The organism is Streptomyces europaeiscabiei (assembly GCF_001550375.1).
In the GTDB taxonomy this organism is placed as follows: Bacteria; Actinomycetota; Actinomycetes; order Streptomycetales; family Streptomycetaceae; genus Streptomyces; species Streptomyces europaeiscabiei.
The window spans coordinates 1-13,205 of record NZ_LRTR01000453.1 but is presented as its reverse complement, the minus strand read 5'-3'; the positions used below and the strand labels follow the sequence as shown (position 1 = coordinate 13,205).

Annotated in this window: 15 protein-coding genes; 8 read left to right on the top strand and 7 right to left on the bottom strand. The window is 72.3% G+C overall.

Annotation, left to right across the window (positions count from 1 at the left end; genetic code table 11):
* Both AWZ10_RS22140 and AWZ10_RS22135 read left to right on the top strand, forming a co-directional pair.
* A partial coding sequence (locus AWZ10_RS22140) for a CoA transferase (protein WP_208618542.1) occupies nucleotides 1-888 on the top strand: 888 nt, incomplete at its 5' end.
* Between the two features lie 100 nt (nucleotides 889-988).
* Nucleotides 989-2,038, top strand: a complete 1,050-nt coding sequence (locus tag AWZ10_RS22135; RefSeq protein ID WP_060891881.1) for a CopD family protein — start codon at nucleotides 989-991, stop codon at nucleotides 2,036-2,038.
* A gap of 51 nt (nucleotides 2,039-2,089) precedes the next feature.
* Here the strand turns inward: AWZ10_RS22135 and AWZ10_RS22130 are convergent, their stop codons facing one another.
* From AWZ10_RS22130 to AWZ10_RS55130, 3 genes are all read right to left on the bottom strand, one after another.
* Complete coding sequence (locus tag AWZ10_RS22130; protein WP_046704948.1) at nucleotides 2,090-2,794, bottom strand: lysoplasmalogenase; 705 nt, start codon at nucleotides 2,792-2,794, stop codon at nucleotides 2,090-2,092.
* Nucleotides 2,791-3,684 carry a sterol desaturase family protein gene (locus AWZ10_RS22125; RefSeq protein WP_046704949.1) on the bottom strand — a complete coding sequence of 298 codons (894 nt, stop codon included), beginning with the start codon at nucleotides 3,682-3,684 and terminating at the stop codon, nucleotides 2,791-2,793. Before AWZ10_RS22125 ends, AWZ10_RS22130 begins: the two co-directional genes overlap by 4 nt.
* A 195-nt stretch (nucleotides 3,685-3,879) precedes the next feature.
* The gene (locus AWZ10_RS55130) at nucleotides 3,880-4,008 is read right to left on the bottom strand and encodes a hypothetical protein (protein ID WP_279616638.1); all 129 of its coding nucleotides are present in this window, start codon (nucleotides 4,006-4,008) and stop codon (nucleotides 3,880-3,882) included.
* 137 nt (nucleotides 4,009-4,145) lie between these two features.
* Here AWZ10_RS55130 and AWZ10_RS22120 point away from each other — a divergent pair, with 137 nt between their 5' ends.
* From AWZ10_RS22120 to AWZ10_RS22110, 3 genes are all read left to right on the top strand, one after another.
* Nucleotides 4,146-5,141, top strand: coding sequence for a DEDDh family exonuclease (locus AWZ10_RS22120; RefSeq protein ID WP_046704950.1), 996 nt, complete (start codon nucleotides 4,146-4,148; stop codon nucleotides 5,139-5,141).
* Nucleotides 5,142-5,246: 105 nt separating this feature from the next.
* Complete coding sequence (locus AWZ10_RS22115) at nucleotides 5,247-5,480, top strand: hypothetical protein (protein ID WP_078531414.1); 234 nt, start codon at nucleotides 5,247-5,249, stop codon at nucleotides 5,478-5,480.
* A gap of 81 nt (nucleotides 5,481-5,561) precedes the next feature.
* A complete protein-coding gene (locus AWZ10_RS22110; RefSeq protein ID WP_046704951.1) occupies nucleotides 5,562-6,362 on the top strand; it encodes an SURF1 family cytochrome oxidase biogenesis protein in 801 nt (266 codons plus the stop codon).
* Between the two features lie 42 nt (nucleotides 6,363-6,404).
* Here AWZ10_RS22110 and AWZ10_RS22105 read toward each other — a convergent pair whose 3' ends face one another.
* The 4 genes from AWZ10_RS22105 to AWZ10_RS22090 form a co-directional block, all read right to left on the bottom strand.
* On the bottom strand, nucleotides 6,405-7,364 hold the full coding sequence (locus AWZ10_RS22105; protein WP_060891880.1) for a hypothetical protein: 960 nt from the start codon (nucleotides 7,362-7,364) through the stop codon (nucleotides 6,405-6,407).
* Between the two features lie 329 nt (nucleotides 7,365-7,693).
* On the bottom strand, nucleotides 7,694-7,891 hold the full coding sequence (locus AWZ10_RS22100; protein WP_046707952.1) for a YbdD/YjiX family protein: 198 nt from the start codon (nucleotides 7,889-7,891) through the stop codon (nucleotides 7,694-7,696).
* Nucleotides 7,888-10,041: a carbon starvation CstA family protein gene (locus AWZ10_RS22095; protein ID WP_060891879.1), complete on the bottom strand. Its 2,154-nt coding sequence runs from the start codon at nucleotides 10,039-10,041 to the stop codon at nucleotides 7,888-7,890. The genes AWZ10_RS22100 and AWZ10_RS22095 overlap by 4 nt, the downstream gene beginning before the upstream one ends.
* Before the next feature lie 67 nt (nucleotides 10,042-10,108).
* Nucleotides 10,109-10,366 carry a DUF3311 domain-containing protein gene (locus AWZ10_RS22090; protein ID WP_060891878.1) on the bottom strand — a complete coding sequence of 86 codons (258 nt, stop codon included), beginning with the start codon at nucleotides 10,364-10,366 and terminating at the stop codon, nucleotides 10,109-10,111.
* Nucleotides 10,367-10,533: 167 nt separating this feature from the next.
* On the opposite strand from AWZ10_RS22090, the gene AWZ10_RS22085 reads away from it, so the two are divergent.
* From AWZ10_RS22085 to AWZ10_RS22075, 3 genes are read left to right on the top strand one after another with little or no spacing between them, the layout of a single operon-like run.
* Entirely contained in the window at nucleotides 10,534-12,090 is a 1,557-nt protein-coding gene (locus tag AWZ10_RS22085; protein WP_060891877.1) for a sodium:solute symporter family protein, read from the top strand.
* Nucleotides 12,087-12,773 (top strand): sigma-70 family RNA polymerase sigma factor, encoded by a 687-nt coding sequence (locus tag AWZ10_RS22080; protein WP_173531634.1) that lies wholly within the window; start codon nucleotides 12,087-12,089, stop codon nucleotides 12,771-12,773. The genes AWZ10_RS22085 and AWZ10_RS22080 overlap by 4 nt, the downstream gene beginning before the upstream one ends.
* Nucleotides 12,770-13,063: a hypothetical protein gene (locus AWZ10_RS22075; protein ID WP_046707955.1), complete on the top strand. Its 294-nt coding sequence runs from the start codon at nucleotides 12,770-12,772 to the stop codon at nucleotides 13,061-13,063. Before AWZ10_RS22080 ends, AWZ10_RS22075 begins: the two co-directional genes overlap by 4 nt.
* The last annotated feature ends 142 nt before the right edge of the window (nucleotides 13,064-13,205 follow it).

Below are 13,205 nucleotides of genomic sequence, written 5' to 3'. Positions count from 1 at the left end.
GAGTGGGCGGCGCACGAGCAGGCGGCGGCGGTGCGGGGCGGGCCGCTGGTCGAGTGGCGGCGGCTGGACAGCGTCGGCACTCCACGCGCGCGCGTGCTCGGCCCTTTGGCCGAGGCGCCTTTGTCGCCCGCCGCCGGAGTGCGGGTCCTGGACCTGACCCGGGTCATCGCGGGGCCGGTCGCCACCCGGACGCTCGCCCTGCTGGGCGCGGACGTGCTGCGCGTCGACCCACCGGGAATGCCCGAGATCCTCGACCAGCACGCCGACACGGGCTTCGGGAAGAGGTCGGCGACGCTCGATCTGACGGCGCGGGCGGACCGCCGGGCCTTCGAGGACCTGTTGGCGCAGGCGGACGTCGTCGTCATGGGATACCGGCCAGGGGCGCTTGGCCGGTTCGCGCTCACGCCCGACGCGCCGGCCCTGCGACGGCCCGGACTCGTGGTCGCCCAGTTGTCGGCCTGGGGCGGGACCGGGCCGTGGGCCGAGCGGCGGGGCTTCGACAGCCTGGTGCAGGTGGCCACCGGGATCGCCGCGGCCGAGGGGTCGAGCCGGATGCCGGGTGCCCTGCCCGCGCAGGCCCTCGACCACGGCACGGGGTACCTGCTGGCCGCGGCGGTCCTGCGCGCGCTCACCGACCGGACCGAGGAGGGCGGAGCCCGGCTCGTCCGGCTGTCGCTCGCGCGAACGGCGGCCTGGTTGACGGACGGAATCGAGCGCCGTCCGCACGGGCACGAAGTCCGCGGCGGACCGGCGGCACGGCTCGCCGAGCGGGACAGCCGGCTGGGACGGCTGCGGTACGCGCCGTCGCCGGTTTCCTTCGAGGGCGGGCCCGATGACTGGGCACGGCCGCCGGGGCGTTGGGGAGCGGACGAGGCGCGTTGGCGTTGAGTCACCGGAAGCCCCGAACCGTACGTATGGGAGGAATGTCGAACTGCCAGTCGCTTTCCGCCACTTGCCCTGTTCTGGTGCGACTGGTCAACTTTTCGGGGTGAGCCTGACGAGACGCACGGTGGAGGCGACGGAAGCCGGGGCCAAGGCAGGGGCGGACGGGCCCGAGCCGAGATCCGGGCGGCCCGGCGGTGGGGCCGGCCGGGCCGCCGCCGTACTCGTTCTGGTGGCTGTGGGCGCGCTGATACCCCTCCTCGGCCCGCGTGCCGCGCTGGACGGTACGGGTGAGGCCGGGGCGCCGGGGGCGGGCGGCATCGCCCTGTTGCGGGCGCTGTTGCTGGCGGCGCTGTGTGTGCCGGTGGGTGAGCTGTTCGTGACGTGGCTGGTGCGGCGGATACCGGGCGCGTCCCGGAAGGCACCGCGCAGTTGGGCTCCATGGGCGGCGGGGGCCGGTTTCGTGGCCTCGTCGGGGCTGGCCTCGGTCGTGGCCACGGGCAATCTGGTGCCGGACTCCCCCGCCGACCTGGACGTGGGCGGCCTCTACGAGACCCGGGACGGCAGACTCGCGCTCCTGGAGGTCAACGCCTTCGCGGCGGCCGGTCTGCTCGCGCTCTCCCGCAGGCCCGCCGCCCAGGCGCTGCCCCTGGCCGCGGTCGTCGTCGCGGAGGCGCTGCGCGCCCACCCCACCACGGAGTACAGCCCGTTCATCGGCACCGGTCTGACCCTGGTGCACCTGGTGTGCGCGGCGCTGTGGGCGGGCGGACTGCTCCACGTCCTGCGGACGTTGCGCCTGCGCGCGTGGCGCTCGACGCAGGCGGGCGCCGCCGTACTGGGCCTCTACGCGCGCGTGGCCGCCGTCCTGTTCGCCGGCATCACCGCCACCGGCGTGTGGAGCACGCTGCGCCGGATGCCGCCGGGCACGGTCCTCGACCAGCTGACGGAGACGGCGTACGGGCGCGCCCTGCTCGCCAAGGTGCTCCTCGTGGCCGCCGTCTCCGTCCTCGCCCTCCGGGCCCGGCTGCGCCTGCGCCGCGCGAGCGGGGACCGGCTCGACATCTGCGCTCCCGCGCGCGCCGAGGTGGCGGTGCTGGGCGCGGTCGTCGCGGTGTCGGCGCTGCTGACGGCACTGCCGGTGCCGATCCGCTGGTGAGCACGTGCGTGGGGGTGTGGATCCTCCGTGCGGTCGAGCTGTTCGGCCTGGTCAGACCGTGTTCGTGGGCGCCTCGCCGTACGCCGGGGTGGACGGGGGACGCGCGCCTTGTGTGCCGAGGACTCCCCGGACCAGCAGGTACTGGGCCGCCAGGTAGGTGAGCATGATCCACAGGTCGGGGCGGGGCGGCTGCGGCCACTCGGCGACGCCGGTCGCGATGAGCATGTCCGACACCACGAAGAGCGCGCCGCCGAGCCCCGCGACGGGCCCCAGCCGCGCGGCGGCCCACGCCATCGTGGTCAGCAGGGCGCTGTACGCGGCGACGGGGAGCCGTAGATCCGTCGGCAGAGCGGGCCACAGACTCGCGACGGCGGCGACCGGGGCGAGGGCGTACGCGACGCCGTGCACGAGGGGATTCCGGGCGGCACGCGCGCGTGGAGCACCGGTCCCGGGCTGCCCGAGCTTGCGGAAGAGCATGAGGTAGCAGACGTGCCCCACCGCGAAGGAGCCCATTCCGGCGAGGAAGGCCGGCTCGGCGTCGGAGAGGAGCAGCACGTCCCCGCCCCAGCCGAACAGGAGGGCGGCGACCAGCGGTCCCGGCCCACCGCGCGTGTACGCGTACGCCGCGAGCAACGGCATCAGCAGGGGCTTGGCGACGACGTGCCCGGGAGGGGAACCGAGGGCGAGGGCCCCGAGGTCGACGACGGCGGCGGCCCCGAAGGCGACGAGGAGGACCGATGCCCTGTCCGGTCTCACGCGGCCGCCCCCGGGACGGTGGCCGCGTCCTCGTCGGTCACCGCGGCCCGCTCGGACGGCTGTGCGGGCTTCCAACCGGGCCCGCGGAGGACCCGCCCCGCGCGCTCGCCCCAGCCCCCGGCCGCCTTCAGGTCCTTGGCGATGGAGACGTACTCATGGGTGGCGACCCGCAGCGGGTTGTACGTGTCGATGTTCTTCGTCAGCCCGTACACCGGCCGCTCGGTCTCCTCGACGAACGACCCGAAGAGCCGGTCCCAGACGATGAGGATGCCGCCGAAGTTACGGTCCAGGTAGCCGCCCTGGGAGGCGTGGTGGACCCGGTGGTGCGACGGCGTGTTGAACACGAACTCGAACGCGCGGGGCAGCTTCCCGATCCGCTCGGTGTGGATCCAGAACTGGTAGACGAGGTTGGCGGAGGAGCAGAAGGCGAGCGCGGCCGGGTGCACGCCGAGGGCGATGAGCGGGACGTAGAAGGGCCACACGGTCAAGGTCGTCCAGGGCTGCCGCAGGGCGGTCGTCAGGTTGAACTTCCGGCTGGAGTGGTGGACCACATGGCAGGCCCAGAGGATCCGGATCACGTGGTGGCCGCGGTGCGACCAGTAGTAGAAGAAGTCCTGCGCGAGCAGCATCAGGGGGACCGTCCACCACAGGACGGGGACGCGCAGCGGGGTCAGCTCGTGGATCGCCGTGTAGATCGCGACGATCGGGATCTTCCACAGGAGGTCGAAGGCGAGACTCCCGAGCCCCATCCCGACACTCGTCGCGGCGTCCTTCGCCTCGTACCCCGCGGCATCGTCGTCCGGATGGATCCGGACACTGATCACCTCGATCACGGTGAGCAGCACGAAGGCGGGTATCGACCACAGCACGACATCGGGCAGGTTCGGCATGTGGGCACGGTAGATCCGCTGGTCGGCTGGGGCTAGACGTTGTTACTGACAAGTATTTCCGGGGGTACGCGCTTGCTTCTTGGAGTCCTCCACCAATACGAGGGGCCGCGGGAAGGGCATGGGAGAGGCGCAGGAGGGGCACAGGAGGGGCCCGGTCAGTGGTCGGCCGACGACGCGCGCCCAATGACCAGTGGTTCAACGCGGGCAGTGGATGGGGGAGTTGATGCCGCCGGGTTCCACCGAGCGGGCCAACGCCTCGGCGAGGGTGGGCGAGTCGGTGTCGGGGTTCGCGTGCGTCGCGGCGACATCCGTCGGCTGGACCACATCCGGGGGCGTGACCGGTCCCCCTCGCCGAACCGTCCGAACCGTCCGAACTGGCATACGTCGCGCCGCCCTCCGCCCCCACACCGCCGCAGCCTCGGGTAACAGGCTGTCAGTCGCGGCCCGTATCCTCATGGACCATGCTCGAAGACCACACGACCGCAGCGTCGCAAGCGCCTTGGCCGGCCGCGTATCCACAGGGGTACGCGGTCGTCGACGTGGAGACGACCGGGCTGGCCCGGGACGACCGGATAATTTCGGCGGCCGTGTACAGACTCGACGCGCGGGGCGAGGTCGAGGACCACTGGTACACCTTGGTGAATCCGGAGCGGGACCCGGGGCCGGTGTGGATCCACGGGCTGACGAGTGACGTGCTCGAAGGGGCACCGCTCTTCCAGGAGATCGCGCAGGAGTTCTCGTCGCGGCTCGCGGACCGTGTGCTCGTCGCGCACAACGCGGTGTTCGACTGGTCGATGATCGCCCGGGAGTACGCGCGCGCCGAGGCCGAGGCGCCGGTGCGACAGCGGCTGTGCACGATCGCGTTGTCGAAGGAGCTGGGGCTGCCGCTGCCGAACCACAAGCTGGAGTCGCTGGCCGCGCACTTCGGCGTCGTCCAGCAGCGGGCGCACCACGCGCTGGACGACGCGCGGGTGCTGGCGGAGGCGTTCCGGCCGAGTCTGCGGGTCGCTGCCGCGAGCGGTGTACGGCTGCCGCTGCACGAGTGCCGGCCACTGACCGAGTGGCGGGACAGCCCCGCCGCGCCCCGGATCGGGCAGCAGGCGGGCCCCGGCGGCTACGGCAGCTATCGACCGACCAGTTGGCGGCCCTCACGGAAGCGGCCCGCATGCCCCCATCCCAACCCCGGGCGTTACGAAGACGGCAAACCGCTCAAGCAGGGCATGCGGGTCGCCTTCTCGGGGGACACGTCGATCGAACGCGACCTGCTGGAGGACCGCGCGATCGAGGCCGGGCTGCACGTCGCGACGAGCCTGTCCCGGGTGACCAGCCTGCTCGTCACCAACGACCCGGACTCGAACACGTCGAAGGTCGTCAAGGCCCGGCAGTACGGGACGCCGGTCGTGGACGAGGCGGCGTTCGGGCAGTTGCTCCGGGACGTCGAGCCCGCGGACGAGTGAGTCGCGGGAAAGGCCCGCGGAGACGGCCGTGCGGATGGGTGATTGGCGCGCGACTCGCCCGCCGCCCGCTCGCCCGCACGGCGGCGACGGCTCACCCTGTGGCGCATGGCGAGATGCGAAGTATGCGGCAATGACTATGGAATGACCTTCGAGATTCACGCTCAGGGGGCGGTGCACGTCTTCGACTGCTTCTCCTGCGCGATCCACCGCATGGCCCCCATCTGCGAGCACTGCCGGGTACAGATCATCGGCCAGGGCGTCGAGGTCGAGGGGCACTGGTACTGCGGCGCCCACTGCGCGCGGGCCGAGGGGAAGGCGGGGATCGTCGACAAGGTCTGACCACGTCTCCGGAAGGGCCCCACGAGGTCCGAGCGCACACCCGCCCGAACACACCCCACGACCGAGTTGTACGGTCGTGGGGTGTACCGCTTCCTGTTGTCCCGGCAGTGGGTGATCCTCACGCTGCTCTCGCTCGTCCTGATCCCGACCATGGTCAGGCTGGGCATCTGGCAGATGCATCGCTACGAGGAGCGCAGCGCGCGGAATCAGCTCGTCGCCGACGCGCTGGCCGCGAAGCCGGTGCCCGTGGAGCGGCTGACCTCCTCCGGGCACACCGTCACCAGCGGCGAGCGCTACCGCACGGTGACCGCGAAGGGCCGCTTCGACACCGACGACGAGGTCGTCGTCCGGCGTCGCGTCAACGCCGACGACGAGGTCGGCTTCCATGTCCTGACCCCGTTCGTGCTCGACGACGGCAAGGTGCTGCTCGTCAACCGGGGCTGGATCCCCGCGGACGGCCCGAGCCAGACCGCGTTCCCCAGGATTCCCGCGCCGGCCGGCGGCGAGATCACCGTCACCGGGCGGCTGATGCCCGACGAGACGACCGAGGCGAGCGGCATCAAGGACCTCAAGGGCCTGCCGGACCGACAGATCATGCTGATCAACAGCGGGCGGGAGGCGGACCGCCTCGGCGTCCAGGTGCTCGGCGGCTATCTCGCGCAGACGGCGCCCGAGCCCAAGGGCGACACCCCGGAACAGCTCGACAGCCCCGGCGACGAGAACGCCGCGCTGAACTACGCCTACGCCCTGCAGTGGTGGCTCTTCGCCCTCGGCGTCCCCATCGGCTACGTCATCCTCGTACGCCGGGAGCGCCGCGACCGTGCGGCGGCCGCGGCCGCCGCGGCGGCGGAAGAGAAGGAGGCGGCGCCCGCTCCGGCGTAGTCGGAACCGGAACCGGAGCCGGAGCCGGGGTCACCGTCGGCCTCATGTCCGGCGACGGCCGCCGGTCGACCTCTCCCGCCAGTACGCGAACGTGCGTTCCGGCTCGGGCAGCAGGTCCCACGGATGGTGTGTCATGTGGCGGCCGAGGCGCTGGAAGACGGGGGCTGCCTCCGCGGGGCGGTGGGCGCGGGTCAGGGCGAACGCGAGCAGGTTGAGGTCGGTGACGGCCTCGGCGTGGGGTGCGGTGCCGGCGTCGAACCAGCTCTTGAGGGCCAGGTCGATCTCGTGGCCGGATCGGGACTCGTTCCAGTTGCCGCCGCCCGAGCCGAGGGTCTCGAAGGGGGTCGCCTCCTGGCGGTGGGCCATGAGTTCGACGCGGGCCGCCACGGGGAGCAGGGCGAGCGGTGATCCGTGCGGCGCGCGGGCGGCGGCCTGCCAGGCGAAGTCCATCATGTCGGGGACCGTCCCGTGTCCGCGCGGCGACAGGTAGCGCAGCAGCCGGTGGTAGGACGTCCGGAGCCAGGGGGCCCGGTCGACGGCCTCGGTCCACGCGGGGACGGCGTCCCTGACCGGTACGGCACAGGTGTGCATCAGGGAGAGCAGTGCCAGCCAGGGGGTGGGGTCCTCGGGGCAGGCCTCGGCGGCGCGGAGGCAGGAGTGTTCGGCGCGCCGGACGGCGGAGTGGTCGGTGGCGGGGGCTCGGTGCGATGCGACGAAGGCGTGCAGGGTGAGGGCGTCGCCGTCTCCTGGGCGGTCTGCGGTCCAGCGCTGGGGGATCGCGGCGGGGAGGTGGTGGGCCAGTACGGCGATGCGGTGCGCCCGGCGGTCCCAGTCCCGGCCCGTGGCCTTCAACAGGTCGGCCACCGGTTCCCATGCGGGGCGGGTGCGGCCCGCGCCCAGGCCGTGGAGCTGTTGGGCGGGGCGGAGTTCGGTCAGGGTGGTGTGCAGGGGGTCGTCGTCGAGTTCGGGGCGGATCAGCAGGGAGGGGCGGCGTCTCAGCATCTCTGGATCCGGTCGGGTCGGGGGTGGCCGGCGGTGGGCACCGTGGGGTTGCCGGGCGCCCGGCGGCTGTGGCTGGGCGGGGGGTGGGTTTCACTCACCGGCGCTCACCGGCGCTCACCGGCGCTCACCGGGTGCCGCTGCGCCCACCGGTGCCGCCCGAGCGGCACGACCGCCCGCAGCTGTGCACGCGCAGGTGGGCGACCACGTCGGCGGTGTGGCGGCCCACAGCCAGGACGGTGGGTGGGCCACCGTCCCGGCTGCGGGGACTCCCGCAGCCGGGGGTCGCTGGGTGGGTGGCGGCGGTGCTGTGGGGGCCTCGTGTCGTGGCCTCAGCAGCAGCGGCCCTCCGGGTGTTCCTCTCTGCGCAGGGTTCGCCAGACGTCGTACTCCCGGCGGGTCGGGACCGGTGCCTGCGGATGGTGGCGGCGGTGTCGGTCGCAGTAGCGGTCGTACTCCGCCTCTCCGGTCAGCTCCCGCAGGTACCAGCGGACGGTCCGTACCCAGTGCCGGGCGGTGCGGGCGGTCACCGGCGGGCCCCCACCAGTTCCTCCTCGCCCCGCTCCGCCGCGTCGATGCGCGACTCGACGTACGGCGCCTCGGTCGACGGCAGCGGGACCGGGGAACGTACGGCGCGGACGCACACCACGGCGCAGTTGACCAGCACCGTGAGGACCAGGATCAGGAAGATCGCCATGATCACGCCGTCGACCGTGTTGTTGAGGACGATCGTGTGCATGTCGTCCATGGTGGTGGCCCCCGGCAGGAGTTCACCCTTGTCGATGGCCGCCGCGTACTTGTCCCGCAGCGCGAAGAAGCCGATCGCCGGGTTGTCCGAGAAGATCTTCTGCCAGCCGGCGGTGAAGGTGACGGCCACGTCCCAGGCCAGCGGGATGCCGGTGACCCAGGCCCAGCGCAGCTTGCCGGACTTGATCAGGACGGTGGTGGTGACGGCCAGGGCGACCGCGGCGAGCAGCTGGTTGGCGATGCCGAAGAGCGGGAACAGCTGCTTGATGCCGCCCAGGGGGTCGGTGACGCCGGCGTAGAGGAAGTAGCCCCAGGCGCCGACGACGATGGCGCTGGTGATCCAGATGCCCGGCTTCCAGGTGACCCGCCCGATCGGCTTCCAGACGTTGCCCAGCATGTCCTGGAGCATGAAGCGGCCGACGCGGGTGCCGGCGTCCACCGTGGTGAGGATGAACAGGGCCTCGAACATGATCGCGAAGTGGTACCAGAAGGCCTTCATCCCGGCGCCGCCGAAGACTCCGGCGAAGATCTCCGACATGCCGACGGCCAGGGTGGGCGCGCCGCCGGAGCGGCCGACCAGGGTCTCCTCCTCGACGGCCCTGGCCGCCGCGGTGAGCTGTTCCGGGGTGATGGTGAAACCGAGGTTCTTGACCGCCTCGGCGGCGGTGTCGACGGTCGGGCCGAGCAGCGCGGCCGGGGAGTTCATGGCGTAGAAGAGGCCCGGCTCCAGCACACACGCGGCGATGAGGGCCATCACGGCGACGAAGGACTCCGTGAGCATGGAGCCGTAGCCGATGAGCCGGACCTGGGACTCCTTCTGGATCAGCTTCGGCGTGGTGCCGGAGGAGACCAGGGCGTGGAAGCCGGACAGTGCGCCGCAGGCGATGGTGATGAAGAGGAAGGGGAAGAGAGAGCCCGCGAAGACCGGTCCGGCGCCCGTGTGGGCGAACTCGGTGACCGACTCGGCGCGGAGGTTCGGGGCGGCGACCACGACACCGACGGCCATCAGGGCGATGGTGCCGACCTTCATGAAGGTGGAGAGGTAGTCGCGCGGGGCCAGCAGCATCCACACGGGGAGCACGGAGGCGACGAAGCCGTAGCCGACCAGACAGAAGACCAGGGTCTCGGGGCTCCAGACGAAGTACTCGGCGAGCGAGGAGTCCTGGATCCAGCCGCCGCCGAGGATGGCGAGCAGCAGCAGGGCGACGCCGATGAAGCTGGTCTCCACGACCCGGCCGGGGCGCAGATAGCGCAGGTAGAAGCCCATGAAGAGGGCGATGGGGATGGTCATGGTGACCGAGAAGGTGCCCCAGGCGGACTCGGCGAGGGCGTTGACGACGACCATCGCCAGCACCGCGAGCAGGATGATCATGATGGCGAAGACGCCGATCAGCGCGGCGGCACCGCCCACCTTGCCGATCTCGTCGCGGGCCATCTGGCCGAGGCTCTTGCCGTCCCGGCGCATGGAGAGGAAGAGGACGATCATGTCCTGGACCGCCCCCGCGAAGATCACGCCCGCGATGATCCAGATGGTGCCCGGCAGATAGCCCATCTGGGCCGACAGCACCGGTCCGACCAGTGGGCCCGCGCCGGCGATGGCCGCGAAGTGGTGGCCGAACAGCACCCGCTTGTCGGTGGGGTGGTAGTCGACGCCGTCCTCGAGTCGTTCGGCCGGCGTGGCACGGGTGTCGTCGACCTGGAGGACCCGGCGGACGATGAACCGCGAGTAGAAGCGGTAGCCGATCGCGTACGAGCCGAGGGCCGCCATGAGCAGCCAGACGGCCGATATCTCCTCGCCCCGGGACAGGGCGAGCACGGCCCAGCCGATCGCGCCGACGAGGGCGACCGCGATCCACAGCGCGATCGACCTGGGCGACATCCGGGATCTCTCCGGCGTCTCGGGACCGGATTCGGGCATGACTGATCGGGACATGGCGGCTCCTGAATTCAACGGGTGTGCGGCGGAGAGAAGCAGGGGAGAGCGCGGGAGTGAGGACGGTTCAGCGATGTCGGTCGGAGCGCCGTCCGTCCGAGCACTGCCCGTCCGGGCGATGTCGGTCCGTCAGCGCGTACGCGGCGAGCAGGCAGAGGGCGCATCCAGGGACCCAGGCGAGCTGGTACCAGTAGAAGAACGGCGTGCCCGCGAGCCGGGGCTCCGCGCCGGCGTACCAGGGGACCCAGAGCAGTCCCGCGGCGGGGGCGAGGAGCAGTAAGGCGATCGCGACGCGCCGTAGCCGCTGGTGACCGTTGTGTGCCATGGGCTGTGCTCCTCTCCCGATCGCTGGGGGTCTGTGCAAGAGTTGCCCACTCGCCGGATCCGGTTGACAGCGAATTTCCAGAAGATTTCCCGCCGCTTCGTGTCCTCCGAACCGGCCACCTGGGCAACCAACACGCGAGGGCCCAGGCACACCAAGGACGGTGACCCATGGCGGACGCTGCCATGACCGCGACGTTCCTCGCCGTGATCGGCGGAGCGTCGCTGCTCGCCGTCACCGCGCGCCGGCTGCGCCCCACCGACCGGCTGCCCTCGCTGGAGAGCTGGGCGCTGGCCGACCGCAGCCTCGGCCCGGTGTGGACCTGGCTGCTGCTCGGCGGCACGATCTTCACCGCGTACACCTTCACCGCCGTGCCCGGACTGGCCTACGGCAACGGCGCGCCCGCCTTCTTCGCGGTGCCGTACACGGTGATCGTCTGCCCGCTGGCCTTCGTCCTGCTGACCCGGCTGTGGGAGGTCGCCCGGCGGCACGGGTACGTGACGGCAGGGGACTTCGTGCGCGGGCGGTACGGTTCGGCGCCGCTCGCCCTGGTGGTGGCGCTGACGGGGATCCTCGCGACGATGCCGTATCTGGCGTTGCAGCTGCTCGGGATAAGGGCGGTGCTGACGGCCGGGGGCGTGTACCCGCAGGGCGCGGCCGGTGATCTGGTGATGGTCGCGCTGTTCGCGGGGCTCGCGGTGGCGACGTACCGGCACGGGCTGCGGGCGCCCGCCGTGATCTCGGCGCTGAAGGCGGTGGCCGTGTTCGTGTCGCTGACCGCCGTGTGCTGGCTGGTCCTCGAACGGTTCGGCGGCCCGGGCGCGGTCTTCGAAGGAGCCGCCCGCCGGCTCGGCGGAACCGGAGTCGAGCAGTCCGCCCTGCTGCTGACCCCCGAGCAGCAGCCCGCCTACGCCACCCTCGCGCTCGGTTCGGCGCTGGCCCTGATGATGTACCCGCATGTGCTCACCGCCGGATTCGCCGCTGACGGGCCGCGCACGGTCCGCAAGGTCGCCGTGGCGCTGCCCGCCTGGACGGGACTCCTGGCCCTCTTCGGCTTCCTCGGCATAGCGGCGCTCGCTGCCGGGGTGCGGGCGCCCGAGGGCGGTGCGGAGGCGGCCGTACCGATGCTGGTGGACCGGCTGATGCCGGGGCCGCTGGCCGGACTGGTGTTCGGTGCGATCACCGTGGGCGCGCTGGTCCCGGCGGCGGTGATGTCGATCGCGGCAGCCACCGGCTTCGTCCGCAATGTGTACGTCGAGTACTTCCAGCCGACGGCCACGCCCAAGCGGCAGGTACGCATCGCCAAGGCGGTGTCGCTGACCGCGAAGGTGGGGGCGGTGGCGTTCGTGTTCGGGCTGCGCGACCAGGACGCCATCAACCTCCAACTCCTCGGCGGGGTGTGGATCCTGCAGATCTTCCCGGCGGTGGCGGTCGGCCTGTTCACCGGGCGGCTGCATCCCCGGGCGCTGCTCGCCGGGTGGGGAGTCGGCATGGCGACCGGCACCTTCCTGGTGGTGCGCGAGGGGTTCTCCTCGATCGTGCTCCTGGGCGGCGGCTCGCTGGAGATCTACGCCGGTCTGCTCGCCCTCCTGCTCAATCTGACCGTCGCCGTCCTCGGCACCACGGTCCTCGAACGGCTCGGTGTCCCGCGCGGCGCCGACGCGACCGACCTACCGTCCCGCCTGACCGTCAGGCGGCGCCCCGAGACGGGAGCGAGCAACCCGTGAGACGCAGACAGCACATGCGTGTGCCGGTGCCCCCGGCGGCCTCGGCACCCGTGACCGCCGCCGAGCCCCTGGGCCGGATACCGGCTCCGGCCGCCGCCGAGCCGCTGGTCCCGAACGCGGCGCTCGCCTCCGACCCCGCGCCGGACTCGAACCCCGCGCTGCCGCCGGGCACCCTCGGCGATCCCTCCGACGTGGAGCGCGAGGTGGGTGTCGCCCGGCTGTTCGAGCTGCACTACTCCTCGATGCTGCGGCTCGCGGTGCTGCTGGGCGCCGACGATCCCGAGAACGTGGTGGCCGAGGCGTACTACCAGATCTACCGCAAGTGGCGGCGCCTGCGGGACGCCGAGGCGGCGGAGGCGTACCTCCGCTCCACGGTCTGCAACCTCACCAGGATGCGGATACGGCATCTCCAGGTCGCCCGCAGGCATGTGGAGGCCCCGGCGTCTCAGGAGCCGGTCGCCTCCGCCGAGAGCACCGCGCTGCTCCACGACGACCAGCGGGTGCTGATCGTCGCTCTCCAGCAGCTGCCCGCCCGGCAGCGGGAGGCGCTCGTGCTGCGCCACTGGCTCGGGCTGAAGGAGAGCGAGATCGCGGCCGCGATGGGCATCTCCTGCGGCTCGGTCAAGACCCACACCGCACGCGGCCTCGCCGCCCTGACCCAGGCGATGGAGGCCCGGCGATGAACGACACCACCGGCAACGACACGGGTCGGGACCGCACCGAGCGGGAGCTGGCCGAGGCGCTCGCCGCGCTGGCGGGCGGGGTCCACGCCGCCCCCGACGCCTACCGCACGGCCCGCGGCGACTGGCTCCGGCGCGAACGCCGTCGCCGTCTCGTCCTCGCGGTCCTCGTCCTCCTCGTCTTCGCCCTCACCACCCTGCTCGGCCTCTGGGTCCTCAACCAGGCCCCGTCCGGTTCCGGGGTGATCTTCTCGGGAGTGGGAGGGACGACGGCGGGAGCGGGACCCGGCTGACAAGGACGGGAAGGGGACCGGACCGGCCGAGGGGGTCGCCACCGCCGTGCACGTCCGCGGGCCGCCGGTGGCTGATCGCGCAGGCCCCGCGCCCCTTCGCGCAGGTCCCCCCTGAAGGGCTGCGCCCATTCCTCCCGCCTCG

Bases quoted from the DNA above. Each gene is read 5' to 3' on its own strand.
- AWZ10_RS22120 (WP_046704950.1), top strand. From the start codon at position 4,146: ATGCTCGAAGACCACACGACCGCAGCGTCGCAAGCGCCTTGGCCGGCC.
- AWZ10_RS22125 (WP_046704949.1), bottom strand. From the start codon at position 3,684: ATGCCGAACCTGCCCGATGTCGTGCTGTGGTCGATACCCGCCTTCGTG.
- AWZ10_RS22115 (WP_078531414.1), top strand. From the start codon at position 5,247: ATGGCGAGATGCGAAGTATGCGGCAATGACTATGGAATGACCTTCGAG.
- AWZ10_RS22085 (WP_060891877.1), top strand. From the start codon at position 10,534: ATGGCGGACGCTGCCATGACCGCGACGTTCCTCGCCGTGATCGGCGGA.
- AWZ10_RS22105 (WP_060891880.1), bottom strand. From the start codon at position 7,364: ATGCTGAGACGCCGCCCCTCCCTGCTGATCCGCCCCGAACTCGACGAC.
- AWZ10_RS22075 (WP_046707955.1), top strand. From the start codon at position 12,770: ATGAACGACACCACCGGCAACGACACGGGTCGGGACCGCACCGAGCGG.
- AWZ10_RS22090 (WP_060891878.1), bottom strand. From the start codon at position 10,366: ATGGCACACAACGGTCACCAGCGGCTACGGCGCGTCGCGATCGCCTTA.
- AWZ10_RS22095 (WP_060891879.1), bottom strand. From the start codon at position 10,041: ATGTCCCGATCAGTCATGCCCGAATCCGGTCCCGAGACGCCGGAGAGA.